General features: G+C 70.1%; 13 protein-coding genes. 8 read left to right on the top strand and 5 right to left on the bottom strand.

Annotation, left to right across the window (positions count from 1 at the left end; translation table 11 throughout):
- Positions 1–224: 224 nt before the first annotated feature.
- Complete coding sequence (locus ACSTA4_RS26430) at positions 225–1,118, top strand: oxidoreductase (protein WP_444961443.1); 894 nt, start codon at positions 225–227, stop codon at positions 1,116–1,118.
- Positions 1,119–1,498: 380 nt separating this feature from the next.
- Here the strand turns inward: ACSTA4_RS26430 and ACSTA4_RS26425 are convergent, their stop codons facing one another.
- The 3 genes from ACSTA4_RS26425 to ACSTA4_RS26415 all read right to left on the bottom strand — a co-directional run bounded on the left by ACSTA4_RS26425 (position 1,499) and on the right by ACSTA4_RS26415 (position 5,404).
- A complete protein-coding gene (locus tag ACSTA4_RS26425; protein WP_444961442.1) occupies positions 1,499–4,066 on the bottom strand; it encodes a penicillin acylase family protein in 2,568 nt (855 codons plus the stop codon).
- A 288-nt stretch (positions 4,067–4,354) separates the two neighbouring features.
- Positions 4,355–4,819 carry a hypothetical protein gene (locus tag ACSTA4_RS26420; protein WP_444961441.1) on the bottom strand — a complete coding sequence of 155 codons (465 nt, stop codon included), beginning with the start codon at positions 4,817–4,819 and terminating at the stop codon, positions 4,355–4,357.
- A 147-nt stretch (positions 4,820–4,966) separates the two neighbouring features.
- Positions 4,967–5,404: an ATP-binding protein gene (locus tag ACSTA4_RS26415; RefSeq protein ID WP_444961440.1), complete on the bottom strand. Its 438-nt coding sequence runs from the start codon at positions 5,402–5,404 to the stop codon at positions 4,967–4,969.
- Between the two features lie 346 nt (positions 5,405–5,750).
- Here ACSTA4_RS26415 and ACSTA4_RS26410 point away from each other — a divergent pair, with 346 nt between their 5' ends.
- The 3 genes from ACSTA4_RS26410 to ACSTA4_RS26400 all read left to right on the top strand — a co-directional run bounded on the left by ACSTA4_RS26410 (position 5,751) and on the right by ACSTA4_RS26400 (position 7,515).
- On the top strand, positions 5,751–6,593 hold the full coding sequence (locus tag ACSTA4_RS26410; RefSeq protein ID WP_391521813.1) for a helix-turn-helix domain-containing protein: 843 nt from the start codon (positions 5,751–5,753) through the stop codon (positions 6,591–6,593).
- A complete protein-coding gene (locus ACSTA4_RS26405) occupies positions 6,590–6,811 on the top strand; it encodes a DUF397 domain-containing protein (protein ID WP_444961439.1) in 222 nt (73 codons plus the stop codon). The genes ACSTA4_RS26410 and ACSTA4_RS26405 overlap by 4 nt, the downstream gene beginning before the upstream one ends.
- 158 nt (positions 6,812–6,969) lie before the next feature.
- Positions 6,970–7,515 (top strand): NUDIX hydrolase, encoded by a 546-nt coding sequence (locus ACSTA4_RS26400; RefSeq protein WP_444961438.1) that lies wholly within the window; start codon positions 6,970–6,972, stop codon positions 7,513–7,515.
- Here ACSTA4_RS26400 and ACSTA4_RS26395 read toward each other — a convergent pair.
- Positions 7,492–8,748, bottom strand: a complete 1,257-nt coding sequence (locus tag ACSTA4_RS26395) for a helix-turn-helix domain-containing protein (RefSeq protein WP_444961437.1) — start codon at positions 8,746–8,748, stop codon at positions 7,492–7,494. The two genes, ACSTA4_RS26400 and ACSTA4_RS26395, sit on opposite strands and share 24 nt — an antisense overlap.
- Before the next feature lie 148 nt (positions 8,749–8,896).
- Here ACSTA4_RS26395 and ACSTA4_RS26390 point away from each other — a divergent pair, with 148 nt between their 5' ends.
- On the top strand, positions 8,897–10,045 hold the full coding sequence (locus ACSTA4_RS26390) for a radical SAM protein (protein ID WP_444961436.1): 1,149 nt from the start codon (positions 8,897–8,899) through the stop codon (positions 10,043–10,045).
- Entirely contained in the window at positions 10,042–10,584 is a 543-nt protein-coding gene (locus ACSTA4_RS26385; RefSeq protein ID WP_444961435.1) for a class IV adenylate cyclase, read from the top strand. The genes ACSTA4_RS26390 and ACSTA4_RS26385 overlap by 4 nt, the downstream gene beginning before the upstream one ends.
- 248 nt (positions 10,585–10,832) lie before the next feature.
- On the opposite strand, the gene fepB is transcribed toward ACSTA4_RS26385, so the two are convergent.
- Positions 10,833–11,828 (bottom strand): Fe2+-enterobactin ABC transporter substrate-binding protein, encoded by a 996-nt coding sequence (fepB, locus tag ACSTA4_RS26380; protein ID WP_444961434.1) that lies wholly within the window; start codon positions 11,826–11,828, stop codon positions 10,833–10,835.
- Positions 11,829–11,962: 134 nt separating this feature from the next.
- Here fepB and ACSTA4_RS26375 point away from each other — a divergent pair, with 134 nt between their 5' ends.
- Together ACSTA4_RS26375 and fes are read left to right on the top strand one after the other, a co-directional pair.
- Entirely contained in the window at positions 11,963–12,358 is a 396-nt protein-coding gene (locus tag ACSTA4_RS26375) for a MarR family winged helix-turn-helix transcriptional regulator (RefSeq protein ID WP_444961433.1), read from the top strand.
- A gap of 171 nt (positions 12,359–12,529) precedes the next feature.
- Positions 12,530–13,867, top strand: a complete 1,338-nt coding sequence (gene fes, locus ACSTA4_RS26370) for an enterochelin esterase (protein ID WP_444961432.1) — start codon at positions 12,530–12,532, stop codon at positions 13,865–13,867.
- Positions 13,868–13,903 lie beyond the last annotated feature (36 nt).

Raw genomic sequence — 13,903 nt, 5'->3', positions numbered from 1 at the left:
CGGGCACGGTCCGGGTGCGCTGAAGCACTGGGGACGGTCCGAGGGCCCGAGAATTCGGGAGCCCGGGGCCGGGGCGCCGGGGACAGTCAGGGGGTGTTGTGATCACCGTGACTGCTGTGACTGCTGTGACTGCTGTGGCTGCTGTTGGTGCCGCGGACAGCCCGGCGGCCGCGGCCCCTGCGACCGCCATGGACAGCCCGGGTGCGCTCGCCTACCGTGGCGCAATGGACACCACAGCGGTCAGCATCCCCGACCTGAGCGGCCGTACGGCGGTCGTCACCGGAGCCAACAGCGGCCTGGGCATCGAGACCACGCGCATCCTGGCCCGGGCGGGCGCGCGCGTCGTGATGGCCGTGCGCGACGTGGCCAAGGGGCGCGCCGAGGCCGCCGGGGTGCGGGGCGACACCGAGGTGCGCCACCTGGACCTGGCGGACCTGGCGTCCGTGCGCGCCTTCGCCGAGGCCTGGAGCGGAGACCTCCACCTGCTCATCAACAACGCGGGCGTCATGGCGATCGCCAAGGGTGTGACCAAGGACGGGTTCGAGACGCAGTTCGGCGTCAACCACCTCGGCCACTTCGCCCTGACCAACCTGCTCCTGGAACACGTCACGGGACGGGTGGTCACCCTCTCCTCCGGAATGCACCGCATGGCCCGGGGTATCGACTTCGACGACGTCAACCTGGACCGCGGCTACACGCCCTACCGGGCCTACAACCAGTCCAAGCTCGCCAACCTGCTGTTCACGCTGGAGCTCCAGCGCCGCCTGGAGGCGGTGGGCTCCCCGGTGCTCTCCACCGCCGCCCACCCCGGCTACGCGGCCACCAACCTCCAGAGCCACGGGGTCAACCCGGTCTCCAGGGCGGCCCTCATGCTCGGCAACAGAGTCCTCGCCCAGAGCGCCGCCAACGGCGCCCTCCCCACGATCTTCGCCGCCACCCAGGACGTGCCCGGCGCGGCCTTCGCCGGGCCCAAGGCCATGGGCGGCACGCGCGGCGCCCCCGCCCTGTCCAGCCGGAGCGAGGCCGCCTGGGACGGCCGCGCCGCCAAGCGTCTGTGGGCGCTGTCGGAGGAGATGACCGGGGTGGTCTTCCCGCTGCGGTCGTCCGACCCGGTCTGACCCGGGGCGCGCGCCGGTCCTGCTCGGCTTCGGACCCGAACGGCACGCCTGGCCCAGGATGTGCGCCCGTGCCACTCGGCCTCGATCTGGAACGGCACGCCTGGCCCGGGGCGTGCGCCGGTACCGCTCGGCTTCGGCCTGGAACGGCACGCCTGCCCCCGGGACGTGCACCCGTACCGCTCGGCTTCGGACCGGAAGGGCACACCCGTCCCGGGGTGCGCAACGGTACCGCTGGCCCCGTCCGTCCCGTCCACCCGCGTCACACCGGCAGGGCGTGCGTCCAACCCGAGCCCGGTATCCGCCGACGAGCACCGTGAGCATGAGACCGGCGCGGGCGGAACCCCGTGGTTCCCACCCGCGCCGGTTCCGGACGACCGTCCCTACGGGTTGAGGACCAGCTCATCCGTGGCGGCCGCGCGCACGGCCTCCTCGGTGACCGCGAACGGCAGGGTCTCGCCCCGGCTCCACGGCTCCAGCTGGTCGTCGTAGTTGGGGTGGAAGGCGTGTCCGGAGTTGCCGGTCAGGTGCACCCACGTCGACGCGTCGCGGTCGGCCAGGTCCACCACCATCCGCATCGACGGCACCGCCGTGATCGCGTACCCCGCGGTCGGGTCCCAGCCCGTGGCGTTGACGATGCTGGCCCCGCCCGAGCTCTCCACCGGGCCCCGGTTGAACAGCCACTCGACCGGACCGATACCCGACGTTCCGAACGACTCGTGGGTCGCGGTCAGGGTGTGCAGGTCCCCCCAGCGCCAGTCGGCGGGGTCCTCTCCCAGCAGCTCGGTCAGCTCCTGCGCGGCGGCGTCCATCGCCGCGGCCAGCACCTCCTCGCGCCCGCTGGCCTCGGCGCCCCGCCACCAGTCCGAGTCCGGGTCCTCCAGCAACTGCCCCACCACGTACATCCCGCGCGAGCTGCCGCTCATGGTCAGCGGCTCCAGCTCGTCGAACAGCAGCGGCAGCAGGTGACGCCAGGTGGCCTGGTAGAACGCGGCCCCGGCGGAGTCGGTTTCGGTGAACATGTCCCACTCCCGCAGCTGTTCCCGGGCCTGGGCCGTGACCCCGTCGACGTCCGCCTCCAACAGGTGCGGCACGACCTCGACCGCGCCGCCGTGGAAGGAGTCCATGTGGATGCGCGACATGTCCTCACCGGTCACCGGCCCCTCGCCGATCGCCTCGGCGAGCAGGTCGTTGATCCGCTGTGACCGGTACCCGTAGTCCCAGTCGCCGGTGAGCATGTGCTCGTAGTCGGCGTCCACGACCGACTGGTTGGCGGTCACGATGAAGCCCGACTCGGGGTTGTACACGCTCGGCAGCTCCTCGAAGGGGAGGTACTCCTCCTCCCAGTCGTAGGCGGAGTCCCAGCCGGGCGCCGGGTAGCGGCCGTCGCCCTCGCCGCGCACCGGCACCAGCCCGGGGGCCTGGTAGCCGATGTTCCCCTCACCGTCCGCGTAGACGAGGTTCTGCGCGGGGACCTCGAACTGGCTGGCCGCCTCCCGGAAGTCCTCCCAGCCGCGGGCCCGGTTCAGCGCGAAGATCGAGTCCGCGGTCCTGCCCGGCTGGAGCGCGGTCCACCGCAGGGCGACGGCGTACTCGCCCTCCTCCGCGCCCTCCAGCTCCGGTTCCTCCGCCAGCGCCTCCAGGTTCGCGCCCGCGGCGGTGTCGGACAGCAGCGGCCCGTGGTGGGTGGAGCGCACGACGATGTCGACGTCCTCGCCGCCCGCGACCCGGACGGTCTCCTCACGGGTCTCCAGCGGCCGGGCCCGGCCGTCGACCACGTAGCCGTCGCCCTCGATCCGTTCCACGTACAGGTCCATGACGTCGGGGTTGAGGTTGGTGAACCCCCACGCGATCGACTCGTTCTGCCCGATGATCACACCGGGCAGGCCGGAGAAGCTGAAGCCGCTGACGTCGTAGGGGCACGCCTCGGTGAGCTCGGTGCAGTGCAGACCGATCTGGTACCAGGTGGAGGGCATCGACGCGCCCAGGTGGGGGTCGTTGGCGAGGAGGGGCAGCCCGCTCTCGGTGTGCTCGCCCCCGACCACCCACGAGTTGGACCCCAGGTCGGGGCTGGTGCTGGGTCCGAGCATCGAGGGCAGTGACGCCGCGGTGGCGGCCACCCCGGTCAGCGCGGAGACGGCCTCCCCCGGCAGTTCGGGGGCGCTCCGCTCGTCGGCCTCCCGCAGGTCCGCCTCGTCGGAGTCCTCGGAACCCCCGGACTCCCCGTCGGCCCCGGCCTGACCGTGCTCGTCGGTGTCGGTGATGGGCAGGTGCTCCTCGTGGGGGTAGGCCGGATAGAGCTCCTCGATCTGCTCGCGGGTCAGCCCGGCGTCGAGCAACTGGGCGCGCTCGGTCTCCTCCGTCATGTTGCCGCCCAGGTCCCAGGCCATGGCCTTGAGCCAGGCGAGGCTGTCGACCGGCGTCCACTCCTCGATCTCGTGGCCGCCATTGAGCACGGAGAGCAGCCCGTACTCCAGGCTGGCCTCGGTGCCGTCGTTCTCGGCCAGCCAGGCGTTGACCCCGGCCGCGTAGGAGTCGAGGTGGGCCTGCGTCTCGGGGGCGAGCAGCTCGTACTCCTGCTCGGCCACGTGCCGCCAGCCCATGGTGCGCAGGTAGACGTCGGTGTCCACCTGGTCGGGGCCGAACAGCTCGGCGGTGCGCCCGGCCGTGACGTGGCGGCGGAAGTCCATCTCCCAGAAGCGGTCCTGGGCGTGCGTGAAGCCCTGCGCCATGAACAGGTCGTGGGTGTTGTCCGCGTAGACGTGGGGGACGCCGTGCTCGTCGCGCAGCACGGTGACGGAGGACTCCAGCCCCGGCAGCGGGAGTTCTCCGGAGGTCTCCGGGAACGACCTCCGGACGGTCCATATCCCCAGGAGCGCGCCGACCAGGGCCAGCACCACGACCGCGGCGAGGAAGCCCAGAAGTACGCGAACAAGGACACTCTTGCGCATTACACCCATGGCGGAACCCTAGGGTGTCCGCTGTCACAGTCTCCAGAGCCGGAGGGACACGCGGACCCAATTGTTACCAACTGGTAGGTGACGGGGAGTCGAACGGTGGCTGACGCGAACCACCTGGTCAGAAGCGGACAGCCGCCCGGCGGGATCCGTGCTGTCCGCAACCGGTCGGGTCTGCCGCACGGCACAGATCGAGCCCGCCGCGCGGCATCGGCTGCGTCCGCCGCACGGCGCCGGGCGGTGCCCGTGGTGGACACCGCCCGTGGCATGCCCCCGCGGGACTCAGCCCACCGTGTCGAGGTAGACGCGTATGACGGCGGCCAGGTCCGCGAGGTCGTCGGTCGGCTCATGGGTGGTCTGGGCGAGCTGGACCGGTTGGATGGGATCGGCCAGCAGGTCGCCGCCCGGCACGCTGGGGAGCGGGGGCATGTAGGGGCGGACGAGCGCGCCGGGGGCCTCGTCCTCACGGGGACGGGGAAGGGGGACGCGGATCCCATCGGTGTGAGGGGCGAGCGCCCGTGTGAGCTGGGAGCCGCGCTGCGCGTGGGCACGTCGCTCGCTGGTCAAGGGCGTGGGCGGTAGCTCCCGGCGCCGGGGCGGTGGCGTGAGCGCGACCCTCTCGCGGCGGGGGCGCTGGGGGACGAACACGTAGGCCAGGGCTACGGCCAGCACGGCGGCGGTCAGCGCCCACACGCGTCCGGCCAGGCTCTGGCGGGGCCTGCGGTGTCGGCCGGTAGGGTTTTCCACGGTCTTCCTCCTGGTTGGTTCAGGTGGTTGATCGAGCCCCGGACCGGTGTTGGCGCACCGGCCGGGGCACCTTGCTTCCTGTTGCTTTGGGACGGGTGTCCTCGGTCCCGGCGAGGCTGTGCCTCCCGCTCCGGTGGCAGTGTTTTCTCAGGCCGCGACGGCGTCGTCGGGTTCGGGGACGGGTGAGTAGGGGTCGACGTGCGCCCATACCGTCAGGGGCGTGCTGGGCTCGCCGTTCCAGCCCCACGCCACGGACAGGCGGTCCACGAGGTGCAGGCCGCGTCCGCCGACGCGAAGGTCCTCGCTGCGCGGTGACAGACGAGGAAGGCTCGCGGGCTGGCCCGGTCGCGGCCCGTCGTCGGTGACCGCCAGGTGGATGAGACGGTCGGGAAGATGCCGCATCTGGATCTTCACCCGGCCGCCCGGAGCACCGGAGGCGGTGTGCAACCAGGCGTTGTTCACCAGCTCACTGACCACGAGCACCAGAGGAAAGGTCAGGTGCGCCTGGACCCGGGCACCCCGCTGGCACCAGCTACGTATCTGCGGCGCCTGGTTCACCTCCGCCCCGAAGAACGCCGTGCGCACCCCGGTCCCAGCACCTGCTCCACACCGACGCGGCAGCTTGCCCCCCATCGCCCCCACCGCCCGCCTCGGCTGCGGTACGCCAAAACCATCCATCGTGCTTCCTCCAAGTGTCAGAAGTGCATGGGGTGAGCGAAGAGAGACGCTGACGAGAGCACGCGGCGTCCCCACAGGTGGAGGCTCCTACGCCGTTGTCCAGCGATGTGTAGGCTCAATGCAATACAAGCTAAATGAGGCCGCCTCATTTGACAAGGGTAGCGTCTAGCATCTGCATCAAAGTCGCAATAGTTCACTTCAGACCTGGAAGACTGTCAGCCAGGTGTCAGCAGTCACAGCAGAGGAGAAACCCATGGCAACCGGCGTGCCTGTCCGACGGCGTTACCTGGCCATCCAACTCCGACGCCTGCGCAACGCGGCGAAGCTGACACAGGACGAGGTCTGGAAGAACCTGGGCTGGAGCCGCGCCAAGATCCAACGCCTGGAAGCCGGCAGCTTCCAGCGCCTGAAGGCGGGAGACATCATGGCGTTGTGCCAGCTCTACAGCGCGCCGAGCGATGTCGCGGAGGAGCTCATCCAGATCGCACGGGATTCGCGGACCCACAAACCCTGGTGGCTCCAGTACGAGGACGTCCTCCCCGGTGCCTTCGTCGGCCTGGAAGCGGAGGCCACGATGATCCAGGAGTTCAACATCGGTCTGGTGCCCGGCCTACTACAGACCCCCGCCTACATCTCCGCTCTGTTGGCCTCCGCCGTCGGAAACACCAGTGACCAGGCTGAACAGAGGTTGAAGAGCAGGCTCGAACGACAGCACAACATCCTGGAACGGCAGGAGCCTCCATTGATCTTCGTCGTCATCGACGAAGCGGCCCTGCGGCGTCAGATCGGCGGACCCGAGGTGATGCGTGAACAGACCCGCCACCTGCTGGACGTCGGCCAGCGCCCCAACGTGGAGATCCAGGTGCTCCCCTTCTCCTCCGGGGCGCATGCCGCGGGAGGCCTTCCCTTCACCATCCTGAGCTTCAGCGATGGCAACAACGCGGACAGCGTGGTCTTCCTCGAATCACGCGGTGACGGCTTCTACCTGGAATCCGAGGCCGAGATCAACCGCCATAGGCTGGTGTTCAGCCGTACCCAGGGCAGCGCGCTCTCCGTTCCGGACTCCACCGCCCTTCTGGAACACTTGAGCGCATGAAGCGCGAACCGGAGACGAGGTCCCGCATGGACATGAACACCGCACGGTGGCGCAAGTCCAGCCACAGCAACCCTGACGGCCCCCAGTGCGTCGAGGTCGCGGACCTTCCCGGTGCAACGGCCGTGCGCGACACCCAGAACCGCGAGCTCGGCCACCTCGCCTTCACCACCCCCGAGTGGACCAGCCTCCTCAACATCCTCAAGGTGCTTCGGTCGTAGCCGTCTCGGGTGCCTCGGAACCACCGAGGTACCCACAGGCCGAACCCATCACCCACTGATGCCGGTTTCACGGTGCCCTTCTGCTCGACGCGGGAGGGCCCTGTCGATAGCCGAACATGGAAAGTGCCGCAGGCAGACCGTCACGGTAGTTTCTGGGCATGGACAGGAACGAGGATGGCCGGGGTCGCTGGGTGGTGCACGGTGAGCGCATTCTGTACGACAACCCGTGGGTGCGGCTGGGTAAGGCCGACATCACCACACCCTCGGGCAACAGGTTCGAGCACCACACCGTGACCTTGCCCTCGGCCGCGGTGATCGCGGTCCTGGACCGCACCCAAGAGCACGTGCTGATGAGTTACCGGCACCGGTTCGTGCCTGACGTGTGGGGCTGGGAGCTGCCCGGCGGGCTCCTGGATCCCGAGGAGACACCGGAACGGACCGCCGTTCGTGAAGCTCTGGAGGAGACCGGGCACCGGGTCGGTTCGGTGGAGCACGTGGCCACGTTCGAGCCGATGATCGGCACGGTCCGCAGCCCCCACCACGTCTTCGTCGGACGTGAAGCTGAACTCGTCGCGGACCCGACCGAGTTCGACGAGGGCGTCTATGAGTGGGTGCCCCTGGCCAAGACCCGTGCCCTGATCGCTGAGGGGCGTGTGCAGAGCTCAGGCACCCTCATCGCCCTACTCCACCTGCTCGCCTCCTGACAGAGCCCGAGGTTCCAGTAACCGGGCCAGACGGGCGCGCTGGCGGACCGAACCGGAACGCTTCGACAGCTCGACGGCGCGTCGCGCCTGTCCACGGGCCTGAGTGAGGTCGCCGTAAGCGGCGTAGGCCATGGCCAGATCGGTGCGCAGACCGGCCTCGGCGCGCCCCAGCCCGAGGTGCGCGATGTCCACCAAAGCCCGGGTGAGGTCCTCGATCGCCTCGGGCACACCGAGGCGTGCAAGGCAGTGACCCCGCCAGCGCAGCAAATGGGTCTGGTCCAGCATGAGGAAGGGCAACGCGGGATCATCCGGCTGCTGGGGGAGAAGAGCGAAGGCCCGTTCCAAGGCCTTCTGGGACTCCACCTTCTGCCCCAGACAGGCGTGCACTTCTCCTTCGGCGGCCCACATCCACGAGCGCAGCAACGTGGGCAGCGCCCCACCGCCGTCCTTGTGCGCGGCTCTGATCACGGTGAGTGCTTCCGGTGCTTGGCCGCTGTCCAGCAGTACGTAGATCTGTTCGGCGCTCACGTGGGCCAGGACCACGGGGTCCCCGCTCTCGCGAGCCGCCGCCTTGGCGAGTTCGTAGTACCGCCAGGACGTCGCCGCGCGACCCGCGTCAAGGGCCTGCCATCCGGTCAGGGACGCTGCCTCGGCCAACGCGCGGGCCAAGCTGCGCCGTGCGGCCCCCGGGATGGACTGGCGTAGCAGCTCCTCCATCTGCTGGACATGGGCCTGACTCTGCGCCAGGAGGTAGTGAGCGCCCAGTTTCCGGTCGATCAGGCGCAGGTTCTGTGTCTGCTCCTCGAACAGGGTGATGAGCGTCTGGTCGATTGAGGCGACTTCCAAGCGTTCCCGCACCTGGTGATCGAGAGCTGATGCGCTCATCGGGGTGACAGCAGCGACGCGGTCACCAGCGACAGACTTCTCCGTGTCCGTGAGCGGCTGTCGGGGTGCCAGGCCGAGCAGGACACGTGAGAGGTCGGGCATGTCGAGCCCGTCGGCGATCCGCTCGATCAACCGCAGTGAACTGACCGTGCGCCTGCCGCTGAGGATCTCGCTCACCCGTCCCTGGGCGATGCCGGTCACTGACGCGATCCGTGTCTGACTCGCACCGTGTGCCTGGGCCAGCCGGAACAGGCCAGCGATGTCGCGCTCGCGTAGGACCCGCTGTGTCTCCTGACGTTCCCAGGCCCAGGCCGGGATGGTGATCTGCTCCCAGGAACGACCAGGCATGGATTCCCTTCGGCCGACGCGGACTCGGCCCCGATTATCTCCGAGGGGGATATCCATCAGGAATGGGAGGAGCGGTACCCGCAACGGAATCGTCGCCTGTGACACAACCTCCCCGCTCCATCGCGAGCGCCGTCACAGGAGCCTGCCCGTGGACGTTCCCCCGATCCCCGAGCCCGTGCCGACCTACATCGGCACCGACACCACCCTGCGAGTGAAGATCCTCGACGCATGCGGTATGACCTGCACCTTCTGCCACAACGAGGGCACACCAGTCGTGGTCGACAACCGCAACCGCGGCCCTGGACCTTTCACCACTTCCGGTACTTCGGGGCGGATGTCGATCTACGCAGCCACCAACGGAGCCGCCTTCCTGCCCGCCACCATCGCGCCCGATGAGAACTTTGCTCATGCCCTGCGGCAGCTACGCCGGAGCATGGGGTTCACCGAACTCCACCTCACCGGAGGAGAACCCACACTCCACCCGCGCCTGCCCGAGCTGGTCCGCCTCGCCACAGCCCAGGGCTACCGGGTGTGCATGACCTCCAACGGCGAGAACGGTGCCCGGCACATCTCCGCCTGCGCCGGGGCGGGGCTCGACCGCGTCAACTTCTCCGTCTTCGGCACCACACCCGAAGAACTCGCCCAGGTCCAGCACGCCCGCTTCCGCGACCCGGCCAAAGCCGCCACCAAAATCGAGGCCCTGCACGCCTCCATCCAGGCCTGCGTCAACCACGGGGTCCGGGCCAGCGCCAACATCGTCGTCCTCGACCACACCCACATCGACCGCGTCCACCGGCTCCTGGACGCCTACGCCCCCGAACTGTCCGTACGCCTGCTCAACTCCCTCGACCACGGGCAGAACTCCATCAACGCCATCCACGAGCTCCTGGCCCAACGCGGTGCCGTCACCGAGGCCCACCACCTCACCGCCGGAGCCTCCGGAGCACGCACCGCCTACCGCATCGACGGCGGGCAACGCCGTATCCACGTCAAGTGGATTCGCCCGGTACGCCTGCCCACCACCTGCCAGGGGTGCCGGTTCAACAACGACACCGACTGTCAGGAAGGCTTCTACGGCCTGCGCCTGTACCGCGATCGTCATGGGCGCTACCTGGTGGGTGTGTGCCTGCAACGCATGGACCTGTGCCAGCCGATCGAGAACTTCCTCCGCTCCCCCGTCAAGGACGAGATCCTCCGCTTTCGCCAGACCGACCGTGACAGGCTGGAAGCCGCCCACCGCACCCCTACGTCCTCTCCCACCACGACACACAGCACGGAAGGAAACCCGACGCCATGAGCGTGATCGAGTACGAGGCCAAGGTCCTGGACATCGACGTCGACCAGGTGACCCAGCGCATCCTCGACAAGGGCGGCACCGACCTGGGCGAGGTGCTCCAGCGCCGCTACGTCTACGACATCGAACCCGGCGACGCCTCCCGGTGGGTACGCCTGCGCGACACCGGAGACCAGGTCACGCTCACGGTCAAGGAGATCGACTCCGACGCCATCGGCGGCACCCGCGAGACCGAGACCACCGTGGGTGACTTTGCCACCGCCAACGCCCTGCTGGGCAAGCTCGGCTACACCCCCAAGGCCTACCAGGAGAACCGCCGCCACAGCTTCACCCTGGACGGCGCCCAACTGGAGATCGACACCTGGCCGCGCATCCCCGCCTACCTGGAGATCGAGGCCGACAGCCGAGCCGAGGTGGTACGCGTCGCGGCCCTGCTCGGCTACGCCGAGGCGGACCTGACGGGCGAGAACACCACCAAGGTCTATGCCCGTTATGGCATCGATCTGTCCACCATCACCGACCTGCGCTTTGAGATGGAGTGAGTTTGCGGTTGTCGTGTGTCCTCGCTTTACGTGACGCGCGGGCACACCACAACCGCGAGCAAGGCGCTGTGTGTGGCTATATCGGCGTGCTTCTCGCTATGCCCGTAAAGCAACCTTCCCCTGTCAGGAGGGCTGGATTAAGGCCCAGGTAAAGGGGGGCTGATTCTGGCGATTCTGTGGAGGGGCCAGCGGTATTAGCACAGTTCAGCGGGTATGTGGGGGCGGGTGACACGCCCGCCCCCGCGCGTTCAGGAGCCCAGGACCTCGGCCAGGCGCTCGGCCGCGAGCGGCACGCTGTAGTAGTCCATCCGGAACGAGGTCGCGCCCAGCGTGAGCACGCGGCCGTCCTCCCACGCCGGAAGGTTCTCCAGGACCGGGGCCGTCTCCAGGTAGTCCTCGGGCTCCTGGCCCTGGGTGTTGACGAACAGCAGCGTGCTGTCGCCGAAGTCCGATGCCCGCTCGGTGGCCACCTGCACGATGTCGCCGCGCCCGCTGCCGCCCTGGGCCGAGGGGGCGGCCAGGTCGTCGGGAAGCTCGTGCAGGGTCAGGCCCAGGTCGGTGGCCAGCCTTCCCTGGGCGGACTCCTCGGTGAACACGTTGAACCCGTTGGGCGTCCCGGTCAGGATCACCACGTCGTGCTCGGCCGACAGCCGCCCGGACGTGTCCGCGACCAACTGCTCGTACTCCTCCGTGATCTCCGCGGCCCGCTCCTGGCGGCCGAACGCCTCGGCGTACTGGTCGGTGACGTCCAGCCACGCCATGTCGGACTCGCCGTAGACCACGGTCGGCGCGACCTGGGACAGCTGCTCGTAGACGGCCTCGTCCACGGCGTCGGCCCCGAACCCGTTGCCCACGATGAGGTCGGGCTGGGCGGAGGCGACCTCCTCGATGTCCACCTCCGGACCGGCCAGCGGCTGCACGCCGCGCTCGTCGGCGACATCGGCCCACTGGGCGAAGAAGCCGTTGTCGTCGGTCAGCGCGCTCGGGGCGGTGGTGGCGGAGGCGGTGACCGGGACGTCCAGGCTCAGCAGGGCCGAAGTGGCGGTGACGCTCACCGAGACCACGTTCTGGAGGTCGGCGGGGATCTCGGTCTCGCCGTACATGTGGGTGACCGTCCGGGTCTCCCCGGCCTCCGCCGGGGCCTCCTCCCCAGCACTCGGGGCGCCGCACGCGGCGAGGGGGAACACGAGGGCGGCGACGACACCGCAGGTCGCTAGGCTGTGGAAGGAATTTGCTTGCTTCATGAAAAGTATAGTTAGGTATGCCTACCCTCATGTCAACTCGTGGAGTGGAGCGAAGCGTGGCCGCCCAGCCCCCGTCCGACCGCGCCGGGATGCCTGTCACACCAGAGCGGGAGGTCCCACCCACGCTCCGTGACGTGGGAGAGGCCCTCCTGCGTGTGGCCCAGCGCCTGGAGGGACTCCTCACCGAACTGGCCGCCGAGCACGGGCTCTCCGCTTTCCAGGCACGGACCCTGCGCGCGCTGCGCGACGACCCCTCCCAGACGGCGCTGGCGCGCCAGCTCGGCTGTACGGCCTCCCGCGTGTCGATCGTCACGGGCGAACTGGAGGAACGGGGGCTCGTCCGCAAGGTCCCCTCCAGGAGCGACCGGCGCATGCGTGTGACGCGACTCACCGAGGAGGGCGGCCGGGCCGTCGAGGCGATCGGCGCGGGGCTCACGTCCCGGTCACCGCTGGAGCACGGGCTCGACGACCGGCAGGTCGAGGACCTGTTCCGCCTCCTCCGCGCGGTGGAGGCGGTTCCCGGCCGCTGAGGTCTCGCCGGTGAGCCCGTCGGTGAGACCCGCTGGCGGGACCTGCTTGCGGAACCCACCGGTGAGCCCCGTTTGGGGCCCGCCGACGCGCGCCGCGCCGCCGACCCGGGCGGGGAGCCCGTTCCCGCGAGCGGTGAGGCCCCACACCCGACCGCACAGAAAGGCCGCCCCGTGTCCGCACCGACACCCGCTTTCCACACCATCCCCCCGCGCCTCAAGCCGAACGTGCGCCCCGAGCGCGTCACCACCCCGTGCGCCGCCGAGGCGGCCCGCGACCCGGAGGCGTTCTGGTGCCGTGTCGCCGAGGAGGGGACGCCCCTGGTCGGGGAGCCCGACGCGGACGGGCACCGCGCGGTCACCTTCCTGTGGCGCGGCGGCGACGAGCTCGCGGACGTCCTGCTCGTGGCCAACAAGGTCGCCGACGCCTCCTCCTACGACGCCAACCGCATGGAGCGGATCCCCGGCACGGACGTGTGGCACCTGACCTACCGGATGCGCGGGGACTGGCGGGCCTCCTACTCCGTCGCCCCGGTCCCCGCGCACGGCGAACCCCTGCCGCCCGAGGCGTGGCCGGAGTCGGTGCGCGTCCGCCGCGAGCGCGCCCTCGCCGTCTCCGAACCGGAGGACCGCCCCGCCGTCGCCCGCTGGTTCGACGCCCTGTCCCGGGCGGTTCCCGATCCGCTCGCCCGCGAGCGGCTGGATGACCACCTGTCCGTGGTCTCCCTGCCCGAGGCGCCGCCCGAGCTGTGGCGCACGCCCGACCCGGCGACCCCGGCCGGGCGGGTCACCGCGGCCGAGATCACCAGCGACCTGCTGGGTAACACCCGCACCGTGTGGGTCCACGAACCCGCCCGGCGTCCGCCGAACGGGCTGCCCTGGCCGGTCGTCGTCCTGCTGGACGGCCGCGACTGGCACGGCCTGCCCCTGGCGCCGCTGCTGGACGGCCTGGTCGCGGACGGAACGCTGCCCCCGGCGCTGACCGTCATGGTCGACTCCCTCGACATGCCCACCCGTGTCGTGGAGCTGGCGTGCTCGGACGACTTCGTCGCCTTCCTGGGGGAGGAACTGCTGCCCTGGCTCGGCCGGAACCACCGTGTGAGCGACGACCCCGGACGCACGGCGGTAGCCGGGCAGAGCCTGGGCGGGCTCACCGCCGTGTACGCGGCCCACCGGGCGCCGGAGAGGTTCGGGCGAGCGGTGTCGCAGTCGGGGTCGTTCTGGTGGCCCAACGTCGCGGTGACCGGCGGCGAGAGCGAGCGGATGACGAAGCTGGTGGCCGCCGCGGACGCGGTCCCGGGCCGAGTGCACCTCACCGCGGGGACCAACGAGTGGTCGCTGCTGGACCCCAACCGCCGCCTGCACGCGGCCCTGCTCGAACGCGGCGCGGCGCTGGGCCGCGAACCCGGGTTCGCGGTGTTCGAGGAGTACAACGGCGGCCACGACCGGGCCTGCTGGCGGGCCGGGCTGCCGGACGGGCTGGCGTTCGCGACCGCCGACTGGGAACGCTGACGGGGGGATCGCGGAGAGGTCCGGCGGGGAGGGCCG

The organism is Nocardiopsis sp. M1B1, assembly GCF_052466615.1.
Note: the sequence above shows the minus strand (reverse complement) of the source record. Positions and strands in the feature narration are given on the sequence as shown.